Origin of the sequence: Stutzerimonas stutzeri, from assembly GCF_002890915.1 — a bacterium.
GTDB lineage: Bacteria > Pseudomonadota > Gammaproteobacteria > Pseudomonadales > Pseudomonadaceae > Stutzerimonas > Stutzerimonas stutzeri_AF.
Map to the genome: position 1 here is coordinate 279,998 of NZ_POUT01000004.1, position 26,298 is coordinate 306,295.

Below are 26,298 nucleotides of genomic sequence, written 5' to 3' on the forward strand. Positions count from 1 at the left end.
CACACTCGGTAAGCGCCCTGATCACCGAGGCGCAAGCTCAAACCAAATGGCAGCAACACCCAATCTTGCCAGTCCGGTATCAGCAGCCTCCGCCACGATAATCTGCAGAGAACCTCACGCACTGGCCTTTGTCTTGTAACCTTGCCGTCCCTGACGGACGATCGCCGCCGTGGCGGTTTTGCACAGAATTTCCCGATTACACTGGAAGCCTTGCGATTCTTGGGCCTAACATGCGGTGCCGCCAGCCAAGCCCGGTAACCTATGCTCACCGCTTCCGTATTCCGCCTGGATCTGCGCCGATTGATTCTGCTGCTGGCAATACTGAGCTCGCTGGCGACGCTGGGGATCAGCTTCTACGCCAGCTACCAGGTACAGCGGCAGCTACTCATCGATAGCACGCTGGAGGCCAACCGCACCTACGCAGCCAAACTCGCCGACAGCACCGAGAAGTTCTTCCGCTCGGCCCAGCAGCAACTGCGCTTCAGCGCGGCCCAGCTGGCCCAGCAGCTCGATGAATCCCGGATGGTGGAGGCAGAGGCACGGCGCCTCAACGAGCAGACCAACAGCTTCAACAGCATTGTCATCACCCGCGGCGACGGCGAGGTTCTGGCCACGGCGCCGGCGACCCTGGAGATCATTGGCCAGCAGCTTGCTTCACCGGGCGCGCTGGAGGCGCGGCGTGAACGTCGTCCCATGATCAGCAAACCGTACGTCTCCGCCGCGGGCAACCTGGTGGTCTTCATCTCGCAGCCGATCATGCGTGACGGGCAATACCTGGGATACGTGGGCGGCACCATCTATCTGCGCCAGGAGAACATCCTCAACAGCCTGCTGGGCGAGCATCATTACCAGGACGGTTCCTACCTCTATGCCGTCGACGGCGACCGCCGGCTGCTGTACCACCCCGACGCCGCGCGCGTGGGAACCATCGTCACCAATAACCAGGTGATCGATGCGGTCGTGGCCGGGCGTTCCGGCAGCCAGCGCGTGATCAACAGCCAGGGCGTCGACATGCTGGCGGGCTACGCCGTGGTGCCCATCGCCGGCTGGGGAATCGTGGCCCAGCGTCCGACGGCCTCCACGCTGGTCGAGCTCAACGACCACATGCTGGGCGTGCTCGGCCATACCGCGTTCCCGGTGGCGCTGGTGCTGCTCTGCATATGGGCCCTGGCGCGCCTGATTTCCCGTCCGTTATGGCAGCTGGCGCAGGGGGCGAGCGAGTTGGATACGCCGGATATCTCCGAGCGCATTCGCAAGGTCCCCTCCTGGTATTTCGAAACGGCGCAGCTCAAGCGCGCCCTGCTGCTGGGCATCGGCCTGCTCGAACAGAAGATCGGCAGGCTGCATCAGGATGTCCAGACCGACCCGCTGACCGGCCTGCGCAATCGCCGCGGCATGGCCAATGCGCTGGACATACTGCAGGCGCAAGGCAACCCGTTCGCCGTCGTCGCGCTGGACATCGATCACTTCAAACGCATCAACGATGGCCATGGGCACGCGGCTGGCGATGCGGTGATCGGCCAGGTCGCCGAACTGATGCGCTCAGCGTCCCGCTCAGCGGACGTGCTGTGCCGATACGGCGGTGAGGAATTCCTCATGTTTCTGCCGGATGCCGACATCGACGTGGCCGTGCTGGTCGCCGAACGCCTGCGTGAGTGCGTGGCACGAATGCCATGCATCGAACCGGTCACCATCTCGATCGGCGTATCGCTCTGCCAGCCTGCCGAGCAGAGCGTCGAACAAGCGATCAAGGCAGCGGACAAGGCGCTGTATCAAGCCAAGCAGCGCGGCCGCAACCGGCTGGTGATCGCCGAGGACCGATAGGCCGGCGGCCATGACCAGACGTCGCGCCTTCATGCCGCATACCAGGCGGAACCCGCCCCTCCGCGCAACATCACAGGTCTAGCAATCCCGCTGCGCGGATTGGAGAAGACCATGACGACTACCGATGACTCTATGCGAAATAGAAGTCATCCCATCCAAGAGGACATGGAGGTTCAGGCCAGGCTCTGGCACATGGAGCGCCTGGGTTGGATACTGCTCGGCGCCATCGTTCTGGCTACGTTGCTGGGTTTGTTCAGCACCGGCCCGCTCAGCAAGAGCATATCCGCCACTGCGTCCAGGGAGCTGCAGGTCGAATACCAGCGATTCGAACGCAATGCCGCATCGAGCAGCATCAGGATTCGCGCAAAAGCCAACCCCGAAGGCGATGCCCGGATAACCATCGACGGGAAATTTCTCGATACCTTCACGATCGAGACGATCCAGCCCCAGCCGGTGGAGTCCCATAGTACCGGGGCGGGGCTGGTGCTGCAGTTCAAGGCCGACGGCGATGGTTGGGTCGCGGCCTACTTCACCATTCGCCCCGACGCCATAGGTCTGGCCAGATTCTCGGTGAGGTCGAACGGACAGCGTGTCGGTATCTGGCAGCTGGTCTACCCATAGGACGCCAAGATGGACTCGGTTCTACGAGCTGCCGCGATATATCTGATCCTGCTTGTACTCTTCAGGATTGCGGGACGGCGAACGTTATCCGAAATAACCAACTTCGACTTCGTCTTGTTGTTGATCATCGGCGAAGCGACCCAGCAGGCGCTGCTCGGCGATGACTTTTCCGTCACCAACGCCATGCTGGTGATCTGCTCGCTGGTGGCGATAAACATATTCCTGTCATTGATCAAGCAATGGTCGCCCAGCGTCGCGAAATACCTGGATGGCGAACCGATGATTCTTGTTGAGTACGGCAAGACCATCAAGCCACGTCTGGCGCGAGCGAGAGTGGATGAGAGCGACATCCTGGAGGCGGCTCGGAGCACGCAGGGGTTGGAAAGCCTCGCTCAGATCAAGTTCGCGATACTCGAAAGGAACGGAAAAATCTCCATCATTCCGCAGGAATAGCCTGTCGTTTAATCGCAGCCTATCGGTCACTCCGGTAAAAAAGGCGTACCCGCAGGCACGCCAAATCAGTTCCGATCCTGGCCTTCTATTTGATATCGCTGATCAAGCCTCGCCGCACCAATGTCTTGATCTTGATCAGATGGTCATCTTCCTGCGCCTTGGCTTTGACGAAGCCCTTGGCGATACCGGAGTGACCGCCGGCTTCGGCCAGCTCGATCAACAGTTCCCACGCGGCATTGTCCTCCAGCTCGGCGGTCAGGAGCGCATTGAGGCCCTGCGCGATGTTGGTTCGCGGATCGGTCAGTACCTGCATCAGGCCCATGGACTTTACCGCGGCGACATCGGCGCACGGTGTCTGCGCGGTGGGGTCGGCGCCCAGATTCCTGATGGCATCCTCGACCATCAACATATGCTCGAACTCCTCGTCGCGAATATGCTGGAGCACAGCCACCAGGTCGGAGCCCACGACATCCATTGCCTTGACCTTGGCGAGCATCGCGTCGTACAGGCGAACCCCGTTGCGCTCGAAGGCGATCCGTTCGCCAAGCTTGTCGACCAGTACTTCAGGGCTCTTGCCCTTGACCATGTCGAAAGTGGATTTGAGCATTCCCTTCGCCGAACCGGGAACGGGGACCGAGCCGATACGGTCGGCCTCTTCATTGCGCTTGCTACGCTCGATCATGAGCAGGCTGTCGTCACCTGCGACATCGGGATGCGTATGTTCGACGGCCTCCATCAGCCGCTGAGTATCTTTCGGGGACATCTGCACACCGGTGAAATTGGTGCCAAGCTTTGCTGCAGTCGCCATCTTGGTTCTCCTCAGGAAGCCTTGCGAAACAGTTCACCACCCGGTGCCCACTGGTAGCCCGCGGACACGATGTCCGATGCGAGCCCTTGGGAAGCCAGGTGTTTACGGTAGTCAAGCGAGGATTGCGGCTCCTTGGCCTTGTCCACGTAGGCCGTTCCGGCAGAGCGCAGGTCGACCTCGGCCGCCAGTACCTGGCGCACGAAATCGCGTTGGCTCTTGAACTCCACCATCTTCGGCAGCGGGCCGGCCAGGATCTCCGCCGGATCACGGCCCTCGATCTTCTTGAACCATTCGCAGGCGACGTTCAGGTGGCCCAGTTCGTAGTCGAGGAAGCGCTCCCAGATCGCCTTGATCCGCGGATTGGTTTCCTGCTCAGCGCAACTGGCGTACATGTAGACCTCCATCGCCTCGTGCACCAACCACTTCTCGATGTGGCTCTCGCTGGGGTCGGACAACGAGCCATACTGGGTGACGTGCTGTTCTTCCACCGAGGCGATCTCGGCATAGAGCTGCCGCGCCAGCGGATCGGCGAACAGAGGACCGATGTTCTGGTAATAGTCGTGGGTCTGGTATTCCGCACCGGTGATCAGTGCCGCGTGAATCTTGGTGATCAGCGCCGCCGTGTTCTTCTCGTAGTTGTCGCGGATGTCGTTCTGCGGATGGCGATGATGCTCGGAGGTTTTGCGCCCTGGGACGATATCGGTATAACCCTGCAGGATATTGTTGGCATCCTTGCCTTCCAGGCGGTCGAGCATGGCAGAGTAGCGGTACAGGTGGTCGAAATCCTCCAGCAGGCCGAAGCGATAGGTTTGTGCCTGGTAGGGATCAGGCTCGTTCTGCGCCACCGCGGCAGTGACCTCGATCGCGACCTGTTCATAGGCGACGGTGGTTTCCAGCGGCGAGTGGTCGGCACCGATCAGCCAATTGATCATGGTCGCCTGGTGCTGCTCGGTGCGACGAATCTCGGCCAGCGGCAAGCGCAGCTCCTTGTTGAAACGGGCAATGCCGTGCTTGAGGCGTAGCGAATCGGTTTCCACCCCATTCATGAGGATGATGCGCACGCGGGTAAACGCATCGTCATCGAGCTTGCTGATCGGTTTGCCGGCCATTTCCTTCCATGTGAATTTCTGCTTATCCAGGGGCGTACCTTTGTTGTCGAAAATTCCGGAAAGGGTCTCCATGGAGCCTCCGTTGTCGTGCGTGAATATCGGGCAATCAGGGATCGCGCCGGGAAGTGGGCGATCCTTAAGACTGACCGGTGAGCCGCGCCGAGAATTCAATTGCCCCCGCCAGGCGGAAACGTGCTACAGGCGCGGATGACCGATGAAGCGAGCCAGTCAAGAAATACCGCCCCGCCAGACATCCCGTGCCTGCCCGCCTCGTCGCTTCGCTTGCCCGCGCTTACAGGACTCTACCCGCTCGTCGGGATAATTCCGATGGTGCCCCGGGTAGGGTAAGAAGGCGTCGGGGAGGAACTACGCTTCACCTAGGAGCAGCGGGCCACTGGTAGAGGCATGGTGGAAAGCGCTTGACGGTACTCATGGAGCAGCGACCCCGGATTGCAATGGCGCAACGCAAGCATCGACCTCGGTTCGCCCCGTACCCCATTGCTCAACGGCAAAGATTTTGCACTGGTGAGAACGAATCGATCAGTAACGCTCGGCAGCGCCGAGCGTCCTGCCTGCCATGGGAACCCAGCGATGAAATCCTTGCGACTGCCTGAAGCGTTCAATGCGATTCGGGCGTATTTTTCCCCCCTCCACTTCTATGCCGCGATGGACTCACCCAGCACCATCACGGTCACCATCCGCGACGAAGCCGGCGTCAGTTGCACGCTTGACGGCATTCCTTGTGCGACCTCGCTGTCCCATGCCGAACTCTTCCAACTGATACGCACGATCGAGGTTCATCTCGAGGCCGCCAATCCCGGGCTCATAGATCAGCTGGCGCGTCCCCGCATGCAGTTCGACGGAAAAAAACTGTCCTGAGCGGCAAGGCCGGCAATGCCGAACCACGGTATCCGCGCACTGACGATCGGCGCTGCTTCAGCTACGCGACAGGCATCGAAAAACTTCGGATAGCTGTATACTCGCGCGCTATTTTTTCCATGCCGTGAGAGCCGAGGCGGCCTGCAATGTCGAAGAAAGTCGGAAATATCGGGTTCGTGTCGCTGGGCTGTCCAAAAGCAACCGTCGACTCCGAGCGCATCCTCACCCAGCTGCGCCTGGAGGGTTACCAGATCGTGCCGTCCTACGAGGATGCCGATGTGGTGGTGGTCAATACCTGTGGCTTCATCGACAGCGCCAAGGCCGAATCGCTGGATGCCATCGGCGAGGCGCTCGCCGAGAACGGCAAGGTGATCGTCACCGGCTGCATGGGCGTGGACGAGAACAACATCCGCGGCGTGCATCCCAGCGTGCTGGCCGTTACCGGTCCGCAGCAGTACGAGCAGGTGGTCAATGCCGTGCATGAGGTCGTACCGCCGAGCATCGAGCACGATCCCTTCATCGACCTGGTGCCGCCGCAGGGCATCAAGCTCACCCCGCGCCACTACGCCTACCTGAAGATTTCCGAAGGCTGCAACCATACCTGCAGCTTCTGCATCATTCCGTCCATGCGCGGCAAGCTGGTCAGCCGGCCGGTAGGCGACGTGCTTTCCGAGGCCGAGCGCCTGGTCAAGGCCGGCGTGAAGGAAATCCTGGTGATCAGCCAGGACACCAGCGCCTATGGCGTGGACCTCAAGTACAAGCTCGACTTCTGGAACGGCCAGCCGGTCAAGACGCGCATGCTCGAGCTGTGCGAGGCGCTCGGCCAGATGGGCGTGTGGGTGCGCCTGCACTACGTCTACCCCTACCCCAACGTCGACGACGTGATCCCGCTCATGGCCGCCGGCAAGATCCTGCCGTACCTCGACATCCCCTTCCAGCACGCCAGCCCGAAGGTGCTCAAGGCCATGAAGCGCCCGGCCTTCGAGGACAAGACCCTGGCGCGCATCCAGCAGTGGCGCGAGACCTGCCCCGAGCTGACCATCCGCTCCACCTTCATCGTCGGCTTCCCCGGCGAGACCGAGGAAGACTTCCAGTACCTGCTCGACTGGCTCACCGAAGCCCAGCTCGACCGGGTCGGCTGCTTCCAGTATTCGCCGGTCGAGGGCGCGCCGGCCGAGGAAATGGGCCTGGAGCCGGTACCGGACGAGATCAAGCAGGAGCGCTGGGACCGCTTCATGGCACACCAGCAGGCGATCAGCGCCGCCCGCCTGCAGCGCAAGGTCGGCCAGGAACTGGACGTACTGATCGACGAAGTCGACGAGGACGGCGCCATCGGCCGCTCCTGGGCCGACGCCCCGGAGATCGACGGCATGGTCTACGTCGACAGCGAGCGGCCACTGCAGCCCGGCGACAAGGTACGCGTACGGGTGACCAACGCCGATGAGTATGACCTCTGGGCCGAGGCAATCTGACCCGCCCGCCGCGAGACGCCCCGCACAGACGGGGCGTTTTCATTTCTACCACCTGGCAATGCGGCGCTGCGCCCGCTTGCAGCATCGCGGCCAATGGCTATGATCGGCAGCCCGCCTTCGCCTCCGGAGCAAAAACCATGTCGTCCGATTCTCGCTTCACCGCCATGCCCGATGCCCATGGCTACTTCGGCCCCTACGGTGGCCAGCTGGTGCCGCCGCACCTCAAGCAGGCCATGGACGACATCGACCTGGCCTACGAAGAGATCCGCCAGCGCGAGGATTTCCAGCAGGAACTGGCGGCGCTGTTCGCCGACTACGTGGGCCGGCCGAGCCCGATCTTCCATGCCCGGCGCCTCTCCGAGCAGCTCGGTGGCGCGCAGATTCACCTGAAGCGCGAGGACCTGAATCACACCGGGGCACACAAGATCAACCACTGCCTGGGCGAGGCACTGCTTGCCCGGTTCATGGGCAAGACCAAGGTGATCGCCGAGACCGGCGCCGGCCAACACGGTGTCGCCCTGGCCACCGCCTGCGCGCTGGTGGGCATCCCCTGCGAGATCCACATGGGCCAGGTGGACATCGAGAAGGAACATCCCAACGTCACCAAGATGAAGATCCTCGGCTGCAAGCTGGTGGCGGTCACCCGCGGCGCGGCGACGCTCAAGGAAGCGGTGGACAGCGCCTTCGAGGAATACCTGAAGGATCCGCACAACTACCTCTACGCCATCGGCTCGGTGGTCGGCCCGCATCCGTTCCCGAAGATGGTCCGCGATTTCCAGTCGATCATCGGTCAAGAGGCGCGCGGCCAGTTTCTTTCCAGGCATGGTCGCCTGCCGGACCAGGTGGTCGCCTGCGTCGGCGGCGGTTCCAATGCCATGGGCATCTTCACAGCCTTCCTGGAAGACGCCGCGGTCGAGCTGGTGGGCATCGAGCCGGCCGGCGAAAGCCTGGACAAGCCCGGCCGCCATTCGGCCACCCTGTCCAAGGGCAAACCCGGTGAACTGCACGGCATGGCCTGCTACGTGCTGGAAGATGCCGAGGGCAACCCGTCCGCGGTGCACTCCATCGCCTCCGGACTGGACTATCCCGGCGTCGGCCCTCAGCACAGCTACCTCAAGGACATCGGCCGGGTGAACTACCAGACCGCGACCGACCAGGAATGCCTGGATGCCTTCATGACCCTGTCGCGCGTCGAAGGCATCATCCCCGCGCTGGAAAGTGCCCACGCGGTGGCCTGGGCGATTCGCACCGCGCCGAGGCTGGGCAAGGACAGCCACATTCTGGTCAACCTCTCCGGCCGCGGCGACAAGGATGCCGACTACGTCGCCAACCTGCTCGGTCTGTAACCCCTTCGCAGCGGGCCGTCGCCGTAACCGGAGCGGCCCCGCTGCGCAACGCGGCGCCATAGCGGGTAAGATGCCCAGCCGCCCGCCCGTATCCAGGCCTGCCCCATGCAACACAGCGTCTCGCCGATCGCCTACGTTCGCTCCTGCTTCAAGGAAAAGTTCGCCATTCCGCGCCAACCCAGCCTGGCCCCGGCCGCACGCGGCGTACTGGAACTGCTGCCGCCGTTCGACAAGGGCGATGCGGTGGCCGGACTCGAACAGGTCAGCCATGTATGGCTGCTGTTCCTCTTCCATCAGGCGCTGGAAAGCACGCCACGTCTCAAGGTGCGACCGCCGCGCCTGGGCGGCAATCGCATGGTCGGCGTGTTCGCCACCCGCGCGACGCATCGCCCCAACGGTATCGGTCAATCGGTGGTCAGGCTGGATCGCATCGAAGCGGACCGGCTGTTCATCTCCGGCATCGACCTGCTGGATGGCACGCCGGTACTCGACATCAAGCCCTATGTGCCCTACGCCGACGCCCTGCCGGATGCGCGCAACGAAATGGCTGCGGGCGCGCCGGCGCTGATCGAGGTGCAGTGGACGGAAAGCGGGTTGCGGCAGGCCCACCGCGAAGCGCTGCGCCTCGGCGAGCCGCTGGTGGAACTCATCGAGCAATGCCTGGCGCAGGACCCACGCCCCGCGTACCAGAAGCCGGAGCCCGAGCGGCGCTACGGCGCGCAGTTCTGGGATGTCGACGTGCGCTGGCACTACCCTGCGCCGGGCACGATCCGCGTGCTCGAGGTGATACCCGCGACGCCGCAACTGACCTGAGGCCGGCGCGGCGCGACCTCACTTGCCGGCCGGGGTCAGCAACAGGCGCTGCGTGCCATAGACCTTGTCGAGATTCTCCGCCTTGAACGGGAAGCTCAGGTACTGTGCCTTCAGCCACGCCTCGATGCCGTCGGCGTAGTGCGGGCTGGCCGGGTTGCCGGATTGGCCCGAACTGTTCAGCCCGATCATCGGCTCGTCCAGCCCGAAGTCGACGATGATGCGCATCGCCGGGATCAGCCAGGTATCGAAGTCCGTGCCCAGGTGATAGGCCGAGGCATTCAGCGTACTGTGATCGCCGCCCATGGCATAGGGACCACGGTCGAGGTAGTTGCCGATGGCGTTGATCTTGCTGCGCTGGCCGGCCGGCATGTGCGGCGCCAGCTGCGTCGCGCCGGAGGTCCAGCGAGCCGTATGCAGTTTGCCCCATTGCCAGGCGCTGCGCTCGTTGCCGAGACGGGTTTCCAGCAAACTCACCGCAGCGGCCAGGCTGCGCGCCAGGATCGCCGGTTTGTCTTCGCTCTGCGCGGTACGCTGGTCGTTCCAGAACGGGCTGTCTTCGCGGCCGAGCAGATGGTCCGCCTGGGCCGAATAGGAAGTGTTGGCCGTCTGCACCAGCGCACGCCAGGCCGGCGAGTCCTCAGGCCCCAGTTCGTCGAGGAAGATCTGCCGCGCGCTCTCGTGCAGGAAGGCGCCATACAGCGCGGCGTTGGCCGAATCGGCCGCGAGCTTGCCATCGAAGGCGAGCAACCGATCCAGCGCCTCGCGCGCCTTGCTGCGTTCGGCGGCCGGCAGCGCATCGATCGCCTGGCGCAGCGGCCCGGCCATGCCCGGCGCCTCGAACATCGCCCTGAGCTTGGCGGCGAACGGCGTGACCTGGTCGTACTGCATGGCGATGGTGCTGCGGGTGTCATGCTTGCCGCGCCCGGCCAGCTCCGCCAGTCGCTCATAGCGCTCCGGGCCGTACCAGGAGCTGGACAGCTGCATGCCATAGCCGCGCGGCACGCTGCGCTGGTTGGCGGTGCCTAGCCAGCCCTGGAACGGGTCCTGGTCGTAGGGATGCAGCATCGGGTCGGCATAGCCATCCCAGTCGTAGCGACCGTCCCAGCCCGGCGACGGCACCAGCCCCAGCCCCTCGCGACGGTTGGGGAAACGCCCGGTAACCTGCCAGCCGATGCCCTGCTGGTCGGCGAAGACCAGATTGAGCGCGGCGGCGCGAATCTCCCGGGTCGCCTCGAAGGCCTGGTCCACCGACTGCGCGCGGGACAGGTCGAAGAAGGCGTCCAGCGTGCGATCGGCTTCCAGCTGCGTGGTCTTCAGTGCCAGGCCGTAGCCACTGCTGAGCTGCAACGGTTGCAGCGGGTGCTTGCGCTCGCCGAGTACGCTGTTGAGCAGCGGGCCGTTGCGAGTCTCGAAGATGGTCTCGCGGATCGGCCGCTCGCCCTTGACGAAGTAGGTCTCGTGGCGCTCGCGGGCCGGCAGCCATTTGCCGTCGGCGAGGTACATCAGCCGCGAGCCTTCGCGACGCACCTGCTCGAGATAGAGGTCCTGGTTGTCGCCCATGACCATGGTCATGCCCCAGCCGAGCTTGCCGTTGAAGCCCGCCACCACGGCAGGGACGCCGGCGATGGTGACGCCCGCCGCCTGGAACTTCGGTGCGCGGATCTGCATGAAATTCCAGTACGAGGGCATCGACAGCGGCAGGTGCGTGTCGTTGGCCAGGATCGGCTTGCCGCTGCGCGTGTTGCTGCCGGCGATGGCCCAGTTGTTGGAGGCCGCCATGCCGGCCGGCGTCAGAGCCGCCAGCGGCTGTGTGGCACGTTCGAGTGCCGCCAGCCCGGGCACGCTGCCACCCAGCTTCAAGCCCTTGAGCTTGTCCGCCTCGTCGAACGGCAACGCCTCGTCCGGGTAGATGGGCAACAGCCAGGCCAGCTTGTCGCTACCCACTTTCTGCGCCATCAGCAACGCGGCGACCTCTTCCTGCAGGTTCTGCGACAGGCCGAAATTGAGCAGGCAGAACACCAGCACCGAGTCCTCCGGTTTCCAGTATTCCGGTTTATAGCCGGACTCGGCGAGGTCCATCGGCAGCTTGTCGCGGTGGCGATACAGGTAGGCGTTGACGCCACGGGCGTAGACCTCGAAGAACTTCTTCATCCGCGGCGAGGATTCGCGGTAGAGCACTTCGGCGCTCTGGCGCAGATTGACCGCGCGCATGAAACGGTCGGTCTCCAGCACGCCGGGGCCGACCATTTCCGCCAGGCGACCCTGGGCCATCAAGCGCAGGCTGACCATCTGGCTCAGCCGGTCGCTGGCGTGGACGTATCCCATGGCGAACAGCGCATCGTGAAACGACGAGGTTTCGATCAGCGGCATGCCCAGCGAATTGCGCCGGATACTCGCACTGCCCGCCAGCCCGGTCAGCGGCTGGATGCCCTGCGCCGGCGGCAGGCTGGCGCTGTAGCGGTTGTCGAGATAGGCCTGGCAGCCGCTGAGGCCGAACACGCCGAATGTGGCCACCAGGGCCAGGCGAACCAGAGGGAATGGCAGACACGAAGACATCGACGGCTCCTGTGCGGGCTGGGCAAGGAAGGACTATCAGACTGGATGGCGCGCAGCGATGACGATCGGGCGATCAGGCGGCGTCGTGGAAGTTTGGCAGAGCCTCGTCGAGCAGCCAACGGGCCGAGCGGCGGGCCTCCGCCTTGTGTTGCAGCTCCAGCGCGCTGAAAGTGGCTTCGTGGTGGCGCCGCTCGCGCTTGTCCAGTGCCCTCCAGGCGGCATGGGTCGGCACCTCCCTGGTCGCCTCGAAAAGCACCTGGAAGACCTGGCAACGCGGATGCTGGCCGAGACTGGCGTCGTAGTTGTCGAGCAGCACCTTGATGCGGATCGCCCCTTCGATCAACGGCAACTGCTCGTCCAGCAGGCAGTTGGCGAGGATTCGCAGGTCCTCCGCCAGTGCCAGCTGTTGTTGCTCGCGAGTCTGCGCCTGCAACCGCTCATTGCGCCAGACGCGGCGCCAGAGATACAGCGCATAGCCGGCGAGCGCCACAATCAGCAGCGCTCCGACCACCAGCAGACTCAGCATCAGGGGTGTCATGGCAGGCTCAGGCGCCGTGGCACTTTTTATATTTCTTCTGGCTGCCGCACGGGCAAGGGTCGTTGCGACCGACATCCTTCAGCGGGTTGCGCACCGGCTCCTGGCCGTGGCTGCAATGCGGACCATGCACGTGGTGGTGTTCATGGTCGTGATCGTGGTTGCAATCGGGACCGTGCACGTGGGCTTCATGATTCATCTAGGTACTACTCCGGAATAAAGTTACCCGGGATTATCTCGCCATCGCTGGAAATGTGCACGCGCCGGCCGAGCATCAGGCCGGTCTTGATCTCGCCATCCAGGCGATATCGGATCGGACGGTCGGGCTTCTCCAGCAACCGCACGATGTATTTCATATGGCGCCACAGGTTGGTGTGCACCGGCACCTCGTAGTACTCGAAACCATGGGCCGGCACGGTCAGCCAGCCGCTGGACTCGCCGCTGGCCAATTCGATGTCGTTGAGGTGAACGGTATAGATCAGCCCGCGAACGGGCAGGCTGCGGTCGTTGGGGTTGTCGATGCGAAAGCGCAGCATGAACTGCTGTTCCAGCAATCTCGCCTTGATGATATCGACCTTGGTGAGCTGGACCTCGGGGTCCTTGAAGTCACCGGTGAACCAGGTGGAACAACCCACCAGGCCGCCAAGCAAACTCAGCAACACCACTGTTTTCACTATTCTTATCGTGCGTGCCTGGCAAAACATTCCGGTACTCCATAGGACGGCCAAGTGTAGCAAGCAACATGCTTGCCGCAATGGGGCCCACCGCAAAATTACCAGTCTCGTGCCGCCGTATGACAACGAGGTTTCCGCCCCCTCGCCAAGGCACCGGCGAGGGGCATGACCACGGCGCTGTCTAGCCCGCCAGTACCCGGGCGAGCACCGCGCGGGCCTTGCCGATGCCCTCGCGCAGCGCAGCCTCGATCTCAGCCATGGTGATCACGCCGCTCGACTTGCCCGCTGCGGGATTGACCACCAGCGCCAGGCAGGCATAGGGCAACTCCAGTTCGCGGGCGAGTACCGCCTCGGGCATGCCGGTCATGCCGACGATATCGCAGCCATCGCGCTCCATTCGAACGATCTCGGCGACGGTTTCCAGGCGCGGCCCCTGGGTGCAGCCATATACCCCATGACTGCTGGAGGCGAAGCGTTCGGCGGCCAATGCCCCGATCAACCGCTCGCGCAGCTCTTCGTCGTAGGGATAGCTGAAATCGACGTGGGTGACATGCTCGAGGTCGTCCTCGAAGAAGGTATGCGCCCGACCGTAGGTGTAGTCGATCAACTGGTGAGGCACGCAGAAGTGCCCCGGGCCCATCGCCGAATGGATGCCACCCACCGCGTTTACCGCCAGCACAGCCTCGGCACCGGCCTGCTTCAGCGCCCAGAGATTGGCGCGGTAGTTGACCTGATGCGGCGGGATCCGGTGCGGATGGCCGTGGCGGGCGAGGAACAGGACCTCCCTGCCGGCGTATTCGCCGCGCAGGACTACCGCCGAGGGCGCGCCGTACGGCGTATCGATGTGCTGGGCCTCGTGCAGGACGAAACCACTCAGTTCGGTCAGGCCGGTGCCGCCGATGATGGCATGGACAGTCATGGTCGTTCCTTTGGCAGAGAGGGCGTCATTCGATGAGGCCGGCGGCCTTCAGCGCCCCGAGCGATGCGAGCCAGCGCGGATGCTGCTTGTAGTCCAGCGCCTCGGCCGCCCGGCCGCGCATCCGCGCCAGGGCCGGCGAAGGTTTGACCCCGAGTCGCTGCAGCGCGGCCAGGGCCGATTCGGCGGCGGCGCGGTCGTTGCACACCAGCCCCATGTCGCAGCCGGCACCCAGCGCGGCCTGGATGCGCCCGGCGGCATCGCCGGCGACATGGGCGCCGGCCATCGACAGGTCGTCGCTGAAGATCACGCCGCGAAAGCCGAGCTCGCCACGCAGGATGTCCTGCAGCCAGCGGCGCGAGAAGCCGGCCGGCTGTTCGTCGACCTGCGGATAGATCACATGGGCCGGCATCACCGCATCGAGCGTCGCGCTCAAGGCCCGGAAAGGAATCAGGTCATACCCGCGGAGCTCATCCAGGCTGCGCTCGTCGAGCGGAATCGCCACGTGGGAATCGGCCTCGGCCCAGCCATGGCCGGGGAAATGCTTGCCGGTGGCCGCCATTCCAGCGGCGTGCATGCCGGCAATGAAGGCCTCGATCAGCTCTACCGCGCGTTGCGGATCGCCCTCGAAGGCCCGGGTGCCGACCACCGCGCTGCGCTGGTGGTCCAGATCGAGCACCGGCGCGAAACTGAAGTCCAGGCCCACCGCCAGCACCTCGGTGGCCATCACCCAGCCACAGGCTTCGGCCAACTGTCGTCCATCGGCGCAACGGGAAAGCTCACGCATCGCCGGCAGGCGCACGAAGCCCTGGCGCAACCGCTGCACGCGGCCGCCTTCCTGATCCACCGCCAGCAAAAGGTCGGGGCGCAGCGCGCGAATCGCCCGGCACAGCTCCTGCACCTGGCGCGGGTGCTCGATATTGCGGGCGAATAGGATCAGCCCGCCGACTTCCGGCTGGCGCAGCAGGTGGCGGTCCTCGGCGGTCAGCCAGGTGCCGCCGATGTCCAGCATCAATGAACCTTGCATGAAATGAGCGAGTCCTCAGTCGAGTGCGGCGGCGGCCCAGGCCGGGCAGGCGGCCTCTTCGATGCGCACTGCGCAATGGGCCGGCACCTGTGGGAAAAGTTCCAGCAAATCCGCACTGTGCAGGCGGATGCAGCCGTGGGAAAGCGGCACGCCCAAGGGCTCGTGGTCCGGTGTGCCGTGCAGATAGATATAGCGGCGGAACGTATCGACCTCGCCAAGCCGGTTCACACCGGGCTCGCAGCCACTGAGCCAGAGTATCCGGGTAAGGATCCAGTCGCGACCGGGAAACCGTGCGTGCAGCGCCTCGGACCAGACCTCGCCGGTCCAGCGCCGCCCGCGCAGCACCGCCCCGGCCGGCAACCCTTCGCCGATACGCGCGCGTACCTGGTGCAACCCGCGCGGCGTGCAACCGGAGCCATTGCGCTCGCCAACACCGTTACGCGCGGTGGAAACGGGCAGACGAAGGCGCAGCCGGCCTTCGGCGAAGCCGTAAAGTCGTTGATCGGCAATGGAGATATGCAACAGGTCGAGAGGCGTCATAGGCGGCTAGCTTAGCCGATAGACCGCCGGCCTTGTAGCTCAAGCCTTGGCCGGCATCGCCACCGCGTTGCGCCTGGCCACCGGCTGCGCCTGCGCGAGCGTGGCATCCTCGACGCCACTATCGGCACGCATGCCCGCCGCGAGAAAAGGCACCATCATGCGCATGACCTGCTCGATGGAGGTCTTTACGCCGAAGTCGTTCTCGGCGATCGCCCGCAACGCCTTGATGCCCGACATGCTGAAAGCCGCCGCACCGAGCATGAAATGCACGCGCCAGAACAGCTCGAGGGGAGGAATCGCCGGCGCCGCCTCGTGCACCTTGAGCATGTAGCGGCGGAACACCTTGCCATACATATCTTCGAGGTAACGTCGCAGGTGGCCCTGGCTCTGGCTGAAGGACAGCCCCAGCAGGCGCATGAAGATGGACAGGTCGTCGCCGCTGCGCGGCTTGACCGCCAGCGCCTGCTCGACGAGGATTTCCAGCAGCTCCTCCAGCGTGTCCGGCTTGCTCGTCAAGGCCTCGCGGCGGTCCAGTTCACGCTCGAGGCTGACGCAGAAAGGACCGAGAAAACGCGAGAAAACCGCCTGGATCAGCGCCTTCTTCGAGCCGAAGTGGTAATTCACCGCCGCCAGGTTGACCCCAGCCTTGCTGGTGATCAGGCGAAGCGAAGTCTCGGCGAAGCCTTTTTCCGCGAACAGCTGTTCCGCTGCATCAAGAATGCGCTCAACTGTTTCCGACTGCGCCATGCCCCCTCCGAAAGACAAACATCCGTTTGAAACTTACGTTTCAGCCACCCACAAGTCAACCATGAAACCCCGCACGAGACTAGCGTCATCGTCGCAGGGCTTTCTCCCCCGCACCCAGCCGGCCCCGGGACCGGCGAAACAGTCATTGCCAAGGCCCGATCACTGTATATAATCCCAGTCACTGTATAAAAGAACAGAGACCGCCATGATCAAGCTGACGCCCCGCCAGTCGGAAATCCTCGCCTTCATCAAGCGTTGCCTGGAAGACAATGGCTACCCGCCTACCCGCGCGGAAATCGCCCAGGAGCTCGGCTTCAAGTCCCCCAATGCGGCCGAGGAGCATCTCAAGGCGCTCGCCCGCAAAGGCGCCATCGAGATGACGCCCGGCGCTTCCCGCGGGATACGTATTCCCGACTTCGAACCCGCCCCCCAGGAATCCGGTCTGCCGATCATCGGCCGCGTCGCGGCGGGCGCTCCGATCCTGGCCCAGCAGCATGTCGAGGAATCCTGCCAGATCAACCCCACTTTTTTCCATCCACGCGCCGATTATCTACTGCGTGTTCATGGCATGAGCATGAAGGACATCGGCATTTTCGATGGCGACCTGTTGGCCGTGCACACCACCCGTGAAGCACGCAATGGCCAGATCGTGGTCGCGCGGGTCGGCGACGAGGTTACCGTCAAGCGCTTCAAGCGCGACGGCAAGAAAGTCTGGCTACTGGCGGAAAACCCGGAATTCGCCCCCATCGAGGTCGATCTCGAACATCAGGAATTGGTGATAGAAGGCTTGAGCGTCGGCGTCATACGCCGCTAAGGAGAGGTTCATGCAGTACCAGACCAGCACTTCCCGGCCACAACTTTCCCTGTTCGACGGCGTCATCGCCCATAGCCTGACGCCCTTCGGCGAGATGAAGCCACGCAGCAAGCCCGAGCAGGAACACCTGAGCGAACTGAGCCTCAGCGGCAGCAGTGAACATTGCCACCTGCTGCTCGCGCCCATCCTGCGCGAACTCGGTGATGCCGCGGACAGCCGCTGGCTGACCCTGATCGCCCCGCCCGCCTTTCTCTCGCAGAACTGGCTGCGCAAGTGCGGGCTGAACCGTGAACGCATCATCCTGCTGCAGCCACGCGACGCCGAAGGCGCACTCGGGCTCGCCTGCAAGGCGCTCGCTTCGGGCTGCAGCCACACCGTCGTCAGTTGGCTCGGGCAACTCGACGCCCTCACCCGCAACAAGCTGCGCGCCTCCGCCGCGCTTGGCGAAGCGCAAAGCCTCAATATCCGCCTGGGTTGTTGAGTCGCAAAGCACAGGGAACGTGCTGCCCTCCTCCGAAGCAGGCCCTCGACCTGCTGCCACCGACCGCCTCCCGCCTCAATGCAGAACGCGCGGTTCCTCGTCCTCCCGCTCGAAATCGCCTTCCGTCATGCGGCCGGCCATCTGCACCCCGACATTGAACATTGCCTTGGCGATCTCGACATGCTGCCCCTGCAGGAACAACTTGGCATCATCGGAGAAATCCAGCGTGACCAGCACCTCCTCGTCCTCGGCGCGGCGAAGCACGATGCGCCCGTCGGGTAGCTCGACGATTTCCAGAAAAGATGTAGGCATGGATCAGCTCCGCATGAAAGGCGGGCATTGTACCAGCCGACTACCGACAGAACAGCTGTTGGCCGACCGAAGCAGGTCTTCATTGCCTCCCATCGGAAGAGCGATCATGCACGCGGCAATGCCAACAACGTAGGATGTGCTGAAAAAGAAAGTGGGCGTCTCGATGCGCCCCGAGAACAGGACTGCACATGACGATCCGCACCTTGCTGCTCACCACCCTGGCCATGCTTGCATTCGCCGGCAACTCGATTCTTTGCCGCATTGCCCTGAGGGACACCGGCATGGACCCTGCCAGTTTTACCGGGCTGCGTATATTCGCCGGAGCAATCGCGCTCTGGCTGCTGCTGCGCATCCGTCGGCCCAACCAACCGCTGAGCGGAGACTGGCTCAGTGCGTGCGCCCTGTTCGCCTATGCCGCGAGCTTCTCCTTCGCCTATCTCAGCCTGGATGCGGGGGCCGGTGCGCTGCTGCTGTTCGGCGCGGTGCAGCTGAGCATGCTGGCCTGGGGCTTGCTGAAGGGCGAGCGGTTCAGCCGAGGGCAGATAATCGGCCTGCTGCTCGCCCTGAGCGGGTTGCTGATCCTGTTGCTGCCGGGAAGCCGCGCACCGGCGCTCGGTGGTGCCCTGCTGATGCTGCTGTCAGGTGTGGCCTGGGGCGTGTATTCGCTGCGGGGACGGGCGGCCAGCAACCCGCTCGCGGCAACCGCGGGCAACTTCGCCAGGGCCGTTCCATTCGCAGCGCTGCTGTGCCTCATCCTGATGGGGCAGCAGCAATGGGATCGGGCCGGCGTGGTCTATGCGCTACTCTCCGGCGCACTGACATCGGGAATCGGCTACGCCATCTGGTACGCGGCCATACCCGGCCTGGTGGCGATACAAGCTGCCAGCGTACAGCTCAGCGTACCCCTGCTCACCGCAATTGCCGGCGCCCTGCTGCTGGGGGAGGCGCTGACGGCAACGCTGCTCATCTCCGGCGCGGCCATACTCGGCGGCATCGCCCTGGTGCTGAGGATCAGGTACCGCGCATGATGCCGCGGCGGGCGCGTCTCACCACTCCGTCAGCGATTCACGAAAGCGCAACGCCAAGCCCTTGAGGTTCTGCCGCCAGGCCTCCAGTTCGGCCCGTGGCAAGGGCGGGACTTCCTCTTCGAGACTGACCGCCTCGATCAGCGGCTGGCGCGGATCGGTCTTGACCTTCGCCGGCGCCCGTGGCGCCTCGAACAGCGCGTCATAGGCATCGAGCAGTTGAGACAGCCAGGTATCCGGCTGCTCGGACAACTCCAGCAGTTCGGCAAGTTCGGGGCTCGGCGCGGCTTCGAGCACGTCACGGGTGAGGAACGCCGCCACCGCGCGGGCACCCGCGCCGGACGTGCGATAGTAGCCGGCGATCTCGTGGCACAGCCCCAGCAGAGCGCCGTAGAGATGGAACAGGCAGGCTTCGCGCTCGGCCTGGATCAACCCCTGGGAGTTCAGCGACGCGGCCTCTTCGGCCTTGCGCCAGCTATCCAGCGACAGGCCGGCGAAAAAGATCTTCTGGTTGGTGCGGGTGTAGAGCTCGTGAGCCATGGGATGCTCTCCGAAAAGGGGATGTTGCAGAGAATGAACCTTCGCGCGGCATCGCGCCAATAGCACGTCCGTGTCACTGGGGGGGGATAACGGAAGCTGGCCACGGCGCCGGTATCGAAGCGCGCCGGCCCAAGCGCCCGCTCATCGGACACCGGGCCGGCAAGGCCTGTCAGCGCTTGTCTTCGACCTTCCATTTGCCGCCGTCGTAGAAGGCCTTCCAGCCGGTGGGCTTGCCGTTGACCTCGGACTGGACGTACTGCTCCTTGCTCTTGCGGCTGTAGCGGATCACTGCCGGACGGCCTTCCGGGTCCTGCCGCGGCGCCTCGAGCAGGAAGTGATACTTCGGATCGATCTCATCCTTGTGCGGGATCAGCTCCTGCACCAGCGGCGCGCGGGTTTCGCGGTTCTTCGGGAACTGGCTGGCGGCGAGGAACAGCCCCGAAGCGCCGTCGCGCAGCACGTAGGTGTCGTCGACCTTCTCGCAGCGCAGTTCCGGCATCTTCACCGCATCCATCTTCGGCGGCGCCGGCTCACCGTTCTTCAGCAGCTTGCGGGTGTTCTTGCACTCGGCATTGGTGCAGCCGAAGAACTTGCCGAAACGGCCGGTCTTGAGCTGCATTTCACTGCCGCACTTGTCGCATTCCAGGCTCGGCCCCTCGTAGCCCTTGATGCGGTACTGGCCCTTCTCGATTTCATAACCGGAGCAATCCGGGTTGTTGCCGCAGATATGCAGTTTCTGCGTCTCGTCGAGCAGATAGGCATCCATTGCGGTGCTGCAGATCGGGCAGCGACGCTTGCCAAGCAGCACGCGGGACTCGGACTCGCCCTCGTCATCGGCGGCGATCTCGTCACCTGGGATCAGGTTGACCGTCGACTTGCAGCGCTCCTTCGGCGGCAGGCTGTAGCCGGAGCAGCCGAGGAACACACCGGTCGAAGCGGTGCGGATCATCATCGGCCGGCCACAGACCTTGCACGGGATGTCGGTCAGCGTCGGCTGGTTGGCGCGCATGCCGTTCTCGCTGGCCTCGGCGACTTCCAGTTTCTTGCGGAAATCGCCGTAGAACTCGTCGAGCACGTGCTTCCAGTCGCGCTCGCCCTGGGCGACGTCGTCCAGGTGCTCTTCCATGCCGGCGGTGAAGCCGTAGTCCATCAGGTTGTTGAAGCTCTCGGAGAGGCGTTCGGTGACGATGTCGCCCATCTTCTCCGAGTAGAAACGACGGTTGTGCAGCGAGACGTAGCCGCGATCCTGGATGGTCGAAATGATCGCCGCGTAGGTCGACGGCCGGCCGATGCCACGCTTCTCCATTTCCTTGACCAGGCTGGCTTCGGAATAGCGCGCCGGCGGCTTGGTGAAGTGCTGGCTCGGATCGAGCTTGAGCAGCTTCATGTCGTCGCCCTTGTTCATTTCCGGTAGCACGTCGTCCTCGCCGGCCTTGCTCTGCTGCGGCATGACTTTGGTGTAGCCGTCGAACTTGAGGATGCGGCCCTTGGCGCGCAGCTCGAAGTCACCGGCGCTGACCGTCACGCTGGTGGACAGGTACTGCGCTGGCGGCATCTGGCAGGCAACGAACTGGCGCCAGATCAGCTCATACAGGCGCTCGGCGTCGCGCTCCATGCCGGACAGCTGGTTGGGCCGCAGGTTGACGTCGGACGGGCGGATCGCCTCGTGCGCCTCCTGAGCGCCCTCCTTGCTCGAATAGACGTTGGGCTTCTCGGGCAGGTATTTGTTGCCGAACTCGTCCTCGATGAAGCCGCGCACCATGGCGATGGCGTCGGCCGAGAGGTTGGTCGAGTCGGTACGCATGTAGGTGATGTAGCCCGCCTCGTAGAGCCGCTGGGCCATCATCATGGTCTTCTTCACGCCGAAGCCCAGGCGATTGCTCGCCGCCTGCTGCAGGGTCGAGGTGATGAAAGGCGCCGACGGCTTGCTGCTGGTCGGCTTGTCCTCGCGCTTGCTGACGCTGTACTTCGCGCCCTTGAGCTTCTCCAGCGCGGCATTGGCCTGCGCCTCGTTCAGCGGCTTGAAGGCCTCGCCGTTCTCGCGGGCGACTTCGAAACGCACCTTGGCCTGCTGCGCGGTGGCCAGGTCGGCATGCACTTCCCAGTATTCTTCCGGAACGAAGGCGCGGATTTCACGCTCGCGCTCGACCACCAGCTTCACCGCCACCGACTGCACACGGCCAGCAGACAGCCCACGGGCGATCTTCGCCCAGAGCAGCGGCGAAACCATGTAGCCGACCACGCGGTCGAGGAAGCGCCGCGCCTGCTGCGCGTTGACCCGGTTCAGGTCGAGCTCGCCGGGCTCGGCGAAGGCTTCCTGGATCGCCTTCTTGGTGATCTCGTTGAACACCACGCGCTTGTAGCGGCTGTCGTCGCCACCGATGGACTCGCGCAGGTGCCAGGCGATGGCCTCCCCTTCCCTATCCAAGTCGGTCGCGAGATAGATGGTGTCGGCTTCCTTGGCCAGGCGGCGCAGTTCCTCGATCACCTTCTCCTTGCCGGGCAGGATCTCGTACTTGGCCTTCCAGCCGTGCTCGGGGTCGACGCCCATGCGCGCGACCAACTGGCGCTTGGCCTTTTCCTTGGGCGACAGCGCAGGCGCCTCGGCGGCGGCCTTGCCGCGCTTGACCGGCTCCTTGCTGGCCGAACCGCTGGTGGGGAGGTCGCGGATATGGCCGATACTCGACTTCACCACGTACTGGTTACCCAAATACTTGTTGATTGTCTTGGCCTTGGCCGGTGATTCCACGATGACCAGCGATTTACCCATGGAGAGGAGAGTTCCTGAATCGAGAGGTGAACAGAGGCGACGCTTCGGCAGTGTGAATACCCGTGCCAGCGGCGGTCGGCAAGGCATCAGCGAACGCTAGCGCGGAATTTGCGAACGGCGGCCCACAAGCCTGCCCGTTATCCCCCGATGACGTCTGGCGCGAATCAGCACCACTGAATGCCGGTAAACCGGACGCTGAAGGTTTCGCTCTGTCTAAAAAGCACCGCTATATATAGTGGCGATGGAGGTGAGGTCAAGCGCGAGCCTGCTGGCCGCATGCCAGCTCAACCCTCAAAAAGGCTCGGCTCGACCTCGATCAAGGCGAACCGCGGGACGGTTTCGCCATTGACATCGACGGTTTCGCTGAACATCGACAGCGGCCGAACCCAGAGGCCACGTTCCCCGTACAGCGCCTGATAGAACACCATCGGCTCTTCCGTCTCGGAATGCCGCGCCACGGCGAATACGCGGTATTCGGGGCCCTTGTAGTGGCGATAACGCCCCGGCTGCAACTGCATGCCTACCTCCACGCAACGACAAAAAAGAAAAACCGGGGCACCAGGCCCCGGCTTCCATGCACCGGCTGACAAACTCTGCCCGCGAACCTGCGGGCGCGGCTATCAGCCTAGCGCAGTCATTTGCATCTGTCTGTCAGAGGCGCTCGAAGACCGTGCTGATCCCCTGGCCCAGACCGATACACATGGTGGCGATGCCGAGGGTACCGTTGTTCTGCTTCATCACGTTGAGCAGGGTGCCGGAGATACGCGCACCGGAGCAGCCGAACGGGTGACCCAGGGCGATTGCGCCGCCGTGCAGGTTGACCTTCTCGTCCATCTTGTCGAGCAGCTTGAGATCCTTGAGCACCGGCAGCGCCTGTGCCGCGAAGGCTTCGTTGAGCTCGACGTGGCTGATGTCGTCCATGGTCAGGCCGGCGCGCTTGAGCACCTTCTGCGTCGACGGCACCGGGCCGTAGCCCATGATCGCCGGATCGACACCGGCCACTGCCATGGCGCGAACCACGGCCATCGGCTGGATGCCCAGGTCCTTGGCGCGCTGCGCGGACATGACGATCATGCAGGACGCGCCGTCGGTGATCTGCGAGGACGTGCCCGCGGTGACGGTGCCACCCTTCGGGTTGAACGCCGGCTTGAGCTCGGCCAGGCTCTCGAGGGTGGTCTCGGGACGAATGGTCTCGTCGTAGTCGAACACCTTGAGGAAGCCGTTTTCGTCGTAGCCCTGCATCGGGATGATCTCATCCTTGAACAGGCCCTCGACGGTGGCCTTGTGCGCCAGGCGGTGCGAACGCTCGCCGAAGGCGTCCTGCTGCTCGCGGCCGATGCCGTGCATCTTGCCGAGCATTTCCGCGGTCAGGCCCATCATGCCCGAGGCCTTGGCGGCATACAGCGACAGCTGCGGGTTCGGGTCGACGCCGTGCATCATGCCCACATGGCCCATGTGCTCGACGCCGCCGACGACGAACACGTCGCCGTTGCCGGTCTGGATCGCCTGCACGGCGGTGTGCAGCGCGCTCATCGACGAACCGCACAGGCGGCTGACGGTCTGCGCGGCGCTGGTGTGCGGGATGCGGGTCAGCAGCGAGGCCATGCGGGCGATGTTCCAGCCCTGCTCCAGGGTCTGGTTGACGCAGCCCCAGATCACGTCCTCGACCTCGGCCGGATCGACCTTCGGATTGCGCGCCAGCACGCCTTCGATCAGCTGCGCGGACAGGGTTTCGGCGCGGGTGTTACGGTGCATGCCGCCCTTGGAACGCCCCATCGGGGTACGGCCGAAGTCGACAATGACTGCATCTCTCGGATTCAGGCTCATATCTTCACTCTCACTCGATTAACCGTAGAAGCGCTGGCCGTTGGCGGCCATCTCGCGCAGCTTCGCGGTCGGGTGGTACAGCGGACCCAGGTCGGCGTACTTGTCGGCCAGCGCGACGAACTCGGCGACACCGATCGAATCGATGTAGCGCAACGCACCACCACGGAAGGGCGGGAAGCCGATGCCGTAGATCAGGCCCATGTCGGCCTCGGCGGCGCTCTCGACGATGCCGTCTTCCAGGCAGCGCACGGTTTCCAGGCACAGCGGGATCATCATGTAGTTGACGATATCCTCGTCGGACAGCTCGCGGGTCTCGCTGACGATCGGCTTGAGCAGCTCGTAGGCCTGGGAATCGGCGACCTTCTTCGGCTTGCCCTTCTTGTCCACTTCATAGGCGTAGAAGCCCTTGCCGTTCTTCTGGCCGAGGCGGTTGGCCTCGTACATGACATCGACGGCGGTCTTGCTGTCATCCTTCATGCGGTCCGGGAAGCCTTCGGCCATCACATCGCGGCCGTGGTGGCCGGTGTCCATGCCGACGACATCCATCAGGTAGGCCGGCCCCATGGGCCAGCCGAACTTCTCCATCACCTTGTCGGCACGGGCGAAGTCGACGCCGTGGGCGATGGCGCGGGCGAAGCCGCCGAAGTACGGGAACAGCACGCGGTTGACCAGGAAGCCCGGGCAGTCGTTGACCACCACCGGGCTCTTGCCCATCTTCTTGGCGTAGGCGACGGTGGTGGCGATGGCGGTTTCGCTGGTCTTCTCGCCGCGGATCACTTCCACCAGCGGCATCATGTGCACCGGGTTGAAGAAGTGCATGCCACAGAAGTTTTCCGGACGCTTGAGCGCCTGGGCCAGGTAGCTGATGGAGATGGTCGAGGTGTTGGAGGCGATGATCGCATCCTCGCGCACCTGCCCTTCCACCTCGGCCAGCACGGCGTGCTTGACCTTCGGGTTCTCCACCACGGCTTCGACGACGATGTCGACGTTGCCGAAGTCGCCGTAGGACATGGTCGGGCGGATGGCGTTGAGCGCCTGGGCCATCTTCTCGGCGGTCAGGCGACCTTTTTCCACACGCTTGCCAAGCAGCTTGGAGGCTTCGTCCAGGCCCATCTGGATACCCTCTTCGCGGATATCCTTCATCAGGATCGGCGTGCCCTTGACGGCCGACTGGTAGGCGATGCCGCCACCCATGATGCCGGCGCCGAGTACGGCAGCGAGCTTCACGTCGCGCGCCTGCTTGTCGTAGGCCTTGGCCTTCTTCTTCAGTTCCTGGTCGCTGAGGAACAGCCCGACCAGGCTCTCGGCGACCGAGCTCTTGGCCAGCTTGACGAAGCCGGCGGCCTCGACTTCCAGCGCCTTGTCACGGCCGAAGTTGGCGGCCTTCTGGATGGTCTTGATGGCTTCGACCGGGGCCGGGTAGTTCGGGCCGGCCTGGCCTGCGACGAACGCCTTGCTGGTTTCGAAGGCCATCATCTGCTCGATGGCGTTGAGCTTGAGCTTGTCCAGCTTCGGCTGGCGTTTGGCCTGGTAGTCCAGCTCGCCGGAGATGGCGCGCTTGACCAGGTCCAGGGCTGCTTCCTGCAGCTTTTCCGGAGCGACCACGGCGTCGACCGCACGCACCTTGAGGGCGTCTTCGGCGCGGTTTTCCTTGCCGGAGGCGATCCACTCGACGGCGTTGTCGACACCGATCAGGCGCGGCAGGCGCACGGTGCCGCCGAAGCCCGGGTAGATGCCCAGCTTGACTTCCGGCAGGCCGACCTTGGCGGTGGTGGACATGACGCGATAGTCCGCAGCCATGCACATCTCGAAACCGCCACCCAGGGCAATGCCGTTGATGGCGGCGACGGTGGGTACGCCCAGGTCTTCGAAATCGCTGAAGATCTTGTTGGCTTCGAGGTTGCCGGCGACCAGTTCCTCGTCGGGCAGCTTGAAGTTGTCGACGAACTCGGTGATGTCGGCGCCGACGATGAACACGTCCTTGCCGCTGGTGACGATCACGCCCTTGACCGATGCGTCGGCCTTGATCGCGTCGACGGCCTGGCGCAGATCGTTGAGCGTGAGGCGATTGAACTTGTTGACGGACTCACCCTTGAGGTCGAAATTCAATTCGACGATGCCGCTCTCAAGAGCCTTAACCGTGATGGCTTTACCTTCGTAAATCATCAACTGATCTCCAGGTATGGAAACTGAACGTTACGTGTCTCAC

At 63.9% G+C, this 26,298-nt stretch carries 26 protein-coding genes; 10 read left to right on the plus strand and 16 right to left on the minus strand.

The window, feature by feature from the left end:
• The first annotated feature begins 261 nt into the window (after positions 1-261).
• The 3 genes from CXK94_RS10240 (at position 262) to CXK94_RS10250 (ending at position 2,898) form a co-directional block, all read left to right on the plus strand.
• The gene (locus CXK94_RS10240; protein ID WP_102894258.1) at positions 262-1,824 is read left to right on the plus strand and encodes a sensor domain-containing diguanylate cyclase; all 1,563 of its coding nucleotides are present in this window, start codon (positions 262-264) and stop codon (positions 1,822-1,824) included.
• Positions 1,825-1,935: 111 nt separating this feature from the next.
• Positions 1,936-2,445, plus strand: coding sequence for a hypothetical protein (locus CXK94_RS10245; protein WP_102894259.1), 510 nt, complete (start codon positions 1,936-1,938; stop codon positions 2,443-2,445).
• A 9-nt stretch (positions 2,446-2,454) separates the two neighbouring features.
• Positions 2,455-2,898, plus strand: a complete 444-nt coding sequence (locus CXK94_RS10250) for a DUF421 domain-containing protein (RefSeq protein WP_102894260.1) — start codon at positions 2,455-2,457, stop codon at positions 2,896-2,898.
• An 85-nt stretch (positions 2,899-2,983) separates the two neighbouring features.
• On the opposite strand, the gene CXK94_RS10255 is transcribed toward CXK94_RS10250, so the two are convergent.
• Positions 2,984-3,706 carry a ferritin-like domain-containing protein gene (locus CXK94_RS10255; protein WP_037039465.1) on the minus strand — a complete coding sequence of 241 codons (723 nt, stop codon included), beginning with the start codon at positions 3,704-3,706 and terminating at the stop codon, positions 2,984-2,986.
• Between the two features lie 11 nt (positions 3,707-3,717).
• The gene (locus tag CXK94_RS10260) at positions 3,718-4,887 is read right to left on the minus strand and encodes a hypothetical protein (RefSeq protein ID WP_037039463.1); all 1,170 of its coding nucleotides are present in this window, start codon (positions 4,885-4,887) and stop codon (positions 3,718-3,720) included.
• Between the two features lie 378 nt (positions 4,888-5,265).
• Between CXK94_RS10260 and CXK94_RS10265 the strand changes: the two genes are divergently transcribed.
• The 4 genes from CXK94_RS10265 (at position 5,266) to tsaA (ending at position 9,325) form a co-directional block, all read left to right on the plus strand.
• Positions 5,266-5,694, plus strand: a complete 429-nt coding sequence (locus tag CXK94_RS10265; protein WP_256046179.1) for a DUF1652 domain-containing protein — start codon at positions 5,266-5,268, stop codon at positions 5,692-5,694.
• 146 nt (positions 5,695-5,840) lie between these two features.
• Positions 5,841-7,166, plus strand: coding sequence for a 30S ribosomal protein S12 methylthiotransferase RimO (gene rimO / locus CXK94_RS10270; RefSeq protein WP_102894262.1), 1,326 nt, complete (start codon positions 5,841-5,843; stop codon positions 7,164-7,166).
• Between the two features lie 137 nt (positions 7,167-7,303).
• Positions 7,304-8,512 carry a tryptophan synthase subunit beta gene (gene trpB / locus CXK94_RS10275; protein WP_102894263.1) on the plus strand — a complete coding sequence of 403 codons (1,209 nt, stop codon included), beginning with the start codon at positions 7,304-7,306 and terminating at the stop codon, positions 8,510-8,512.
• Positions 8,513-8,617: 105 nt separating this feature from the next.
• Positions 8,618-9,325, plus strand: a complete 708-nt coding sequence (gene tsaA, locus CXK94_RS10280) for a tRNA (N6-threonylcarbamoyladenosine(37)-N6)-methyltransferase TrmO (protein WP_102894264.1) — start codon at positions 8,618-8,620, stop codon at positions 9,323-9,325.
• A gap of 18 nt (positions 9,326-9,343) precedes the next feature.
• On the opposite strand, the gene CXK94_RS10285 is transcribed toward tsaA, so the two are convergent.
• From CXK94_RS10285 to CXK94_RS10320, 8 genes are all read right to left on the minus strand, one after another.
• Positions 9,344-11,881 carry a penicillin acylase family protein gene (locus CXK94_RS10285; RefSeq protein ID WP_102894265.1) on the minus strand — a complete coding sequence of 846 codons (2,538 nt, stop codon included), beginning with the start codon at positions 11,879-11,881 and terminating at the stop codon, positions 9,344-9,346.
• 73 nt (positions 11,882-11,954) lie between these two features.
• A complete protein-coding gene (locus CXK94_RS10290; RefSeq protein ID WP_102894266.1) occupies positions 11,955-12,419 on the minus strand; it encodes a DUF2489 domain-containing protein in 465 nt (154 codons plus the stop codon).
• A 7-nt stretch (positions 12,420-12,426) separates the two neighbouring features.
• Complete coding sequence (locus CXK94_RS10295) at positions 12,427-12,615, minus strand: SEC-C metal-binding domain-containing protein (protein ID WP_102894267.1); 189 nt, start codon at positions 12,613-12,615, stop codon at positions 12,427-12,429.
• Between the two features lie 7 nt (positions 12,616-12,622).
• Positions 12,623-13,120 (minus strand): LEA type 2 family protein, encoded by a 498-nt coding sequence (locus CXK94_RS10300; RefSeq protein ID WP_180984410.1) that lies wholly within the window; start codon positions 13,118-13,120, stop codon positions 12,623-12,625.
• A gap of 151 nt (positions 13,121-13,271) precedes the next feature.
• Entirely contained in the window at positions 13,272-14,009 is a 738-nt protein-coding gene (locus CXK94_RS10305; RefSeq protein WP_102894268.1) for an S-methyl-5'-thioinosine phosphorylase, read from the minus strand.
• Positions 14,010-14,034: 25 nt separating this feature from the next.
• On the minus strand, positions 14,035-15,033 hold the full coding sequence (gene nagZ, locus CXK94_RS10310; protein WP_102894269.1) for a beta-N-acetylhexosaminidase: 999 nt from the start codon (positions 15,031-15,033) through the stop codon (positions 14,035-14,037).
• A gap of 15 nt (positions 15,034-15,048) precedes the next feature.
• Complete coding sequence (locus CXK94_RS10315; RefSeq protein ID WP_102894270.1) at positions 15,049-15,573, minus strand: L,D-transpeptidase; 525 nt, start codon at positions 15,571-15,573, stop codon at positions 15,049-15,051.
• 39 nt (positions 15,574-15,612) lie between these two features.
• Positions 15,613-16,320: a TetR/AcrR family transcriptional regulator gene (locus CXK94_RS10320; RefSeq protein WP_037039436.1), complete on the minus strand. Its 708-nt coding sequence runs from the start codon at positions 16,318-16,320 to the stop codon at positions 15,613-15,615.
• A 205-nt stretch (positions 16,321-16,525) separates the two neighbouring features.
• Here CXK94_RS10320 and lexA point away from each other — a divergent pair, with 205 nt between their 5' ends.
• Both lexA and sulA read left to right on the plus strand, forming a co-directional pair.
• Entirely contained in the window at positions 16,526-17,134 is a 609-nt protein-coding gene (lexA, locus tag CXK94_RS10325; RefSeq protein ID WP_102894271.1) for a transcriptional repressor LexA, read from the plus strand.
• A gap of 10 nt (positions 17,135-17,144) precedes the next feature.
• Entirely contained in the window at positions 17,145-17,615 is a 471-nt protein-coding gene (sulA, locus tag CXK94_RS10330) for an SOS-induced cell division inhibitor SulA (protein ID WP_102894272.1), read from the plus strand.
• A gap of 75 nt (positions 17,616-17,690) precedes the next feature.
• Here the strand turns inward: sulA and CXK94_RS10335 are convergent, their stop codons facing one another.
• Positions 17,691-17,927, minus strand: a complete 237-nt coding sequence (locus CXK94_RS10335) for a hypothetical protein (RefSeq protein WP_037039428.1) — start codon at positions 17,925-17,927, stop codon at positions 17,691-17,693.
• A gap of 188 nt (positions 17,928-18,115) precedes the next feature.
• On the opposite strand from CXK94_RS10335, the gene CXK94_RS10340 reads away from it, so the two are divergent.
• Complete coding sequence (locus CXK94_RS10340; protein WP_102894273.1) at positions 18,116-18,955, plus strand: DMT family transporter; 840 nt, start codon at positions 18,116-18,118, stop codon at positions 18,953-18,955.
• A gap of 18 nt (positions 18,956-18,973) precedes the next feature.
• Here CXK94_RS10340 and CXK94_RS10345 read toward each other — a convergent pair whose 3' ends face one another.
• From CXK94_RS10345 to fadB, 5 genes are all read right to left on the minus strand, one after another.
• Positions 18,974-19,492: a DUF6586 family protein gene (locus CXK94_RS10345; RefSeq protein WP_102894274.1), complete on the minus strand. Its 519-nt coding sequence runs from the start codon at positions 19,490-19,492 to the stop codon at positions 18,974-18,976.
• Between the two features lie 169 nt (positions 19,493-19,661).
• Complete coding sequence (topA, locus tag CXK94_RS10350) at positions 19,662-22,262, minus strand: type I DNA topoisomerase (protein WP_102894275.1); 2,601 nt, start codon at positions 22,260-22,262, stop codon at positions 19,662-19,664.
• A 284-nt stretch (positions 22,263-22,546) separates the two neighbouring features.
• Positions 22,547-22,780, minus strand: a complete 234-nt coding sequence (locus CXK94_RS10355) for a DUF1653 domain-containing protein (RefSeq protein ID WP_102894276.1) — start codon at positions 22,778-22,780, stop codon at positions 22,547-22,549.
• Between the two features lie 133 nt (positions 22,781-22,913).
• On the minus strand, positions 22,914-24,089 hold the full coding sequence (gene fadA, locus CXK94_RS10360) for an acetyl-CoA C-acyltransferase FadA (RefSeq protein WP_102894277.1): 1,176 nt from the start codon (positions 24,087-24,089) through the stop codon (positions 22,914-22,916).
• 18 nt (positions 24,090-24,107) lie between these two features.
• The gene (gene fadB / locus CXK94_RS10365) at positions 24,108-26,255 is read right to left on the minus strand and encodes a fatty acid oxidation complex subunit alpha FadB (RefSeq protein ID WP_102894278.1); all 2,148 of its coding nucleotides are present in this window, start codon (positions 26,253-26,255) and stop codon (positions 24,108-24,110) included.
• Positions 26,256-26,298: the final 43 nt, after the last annotated feature.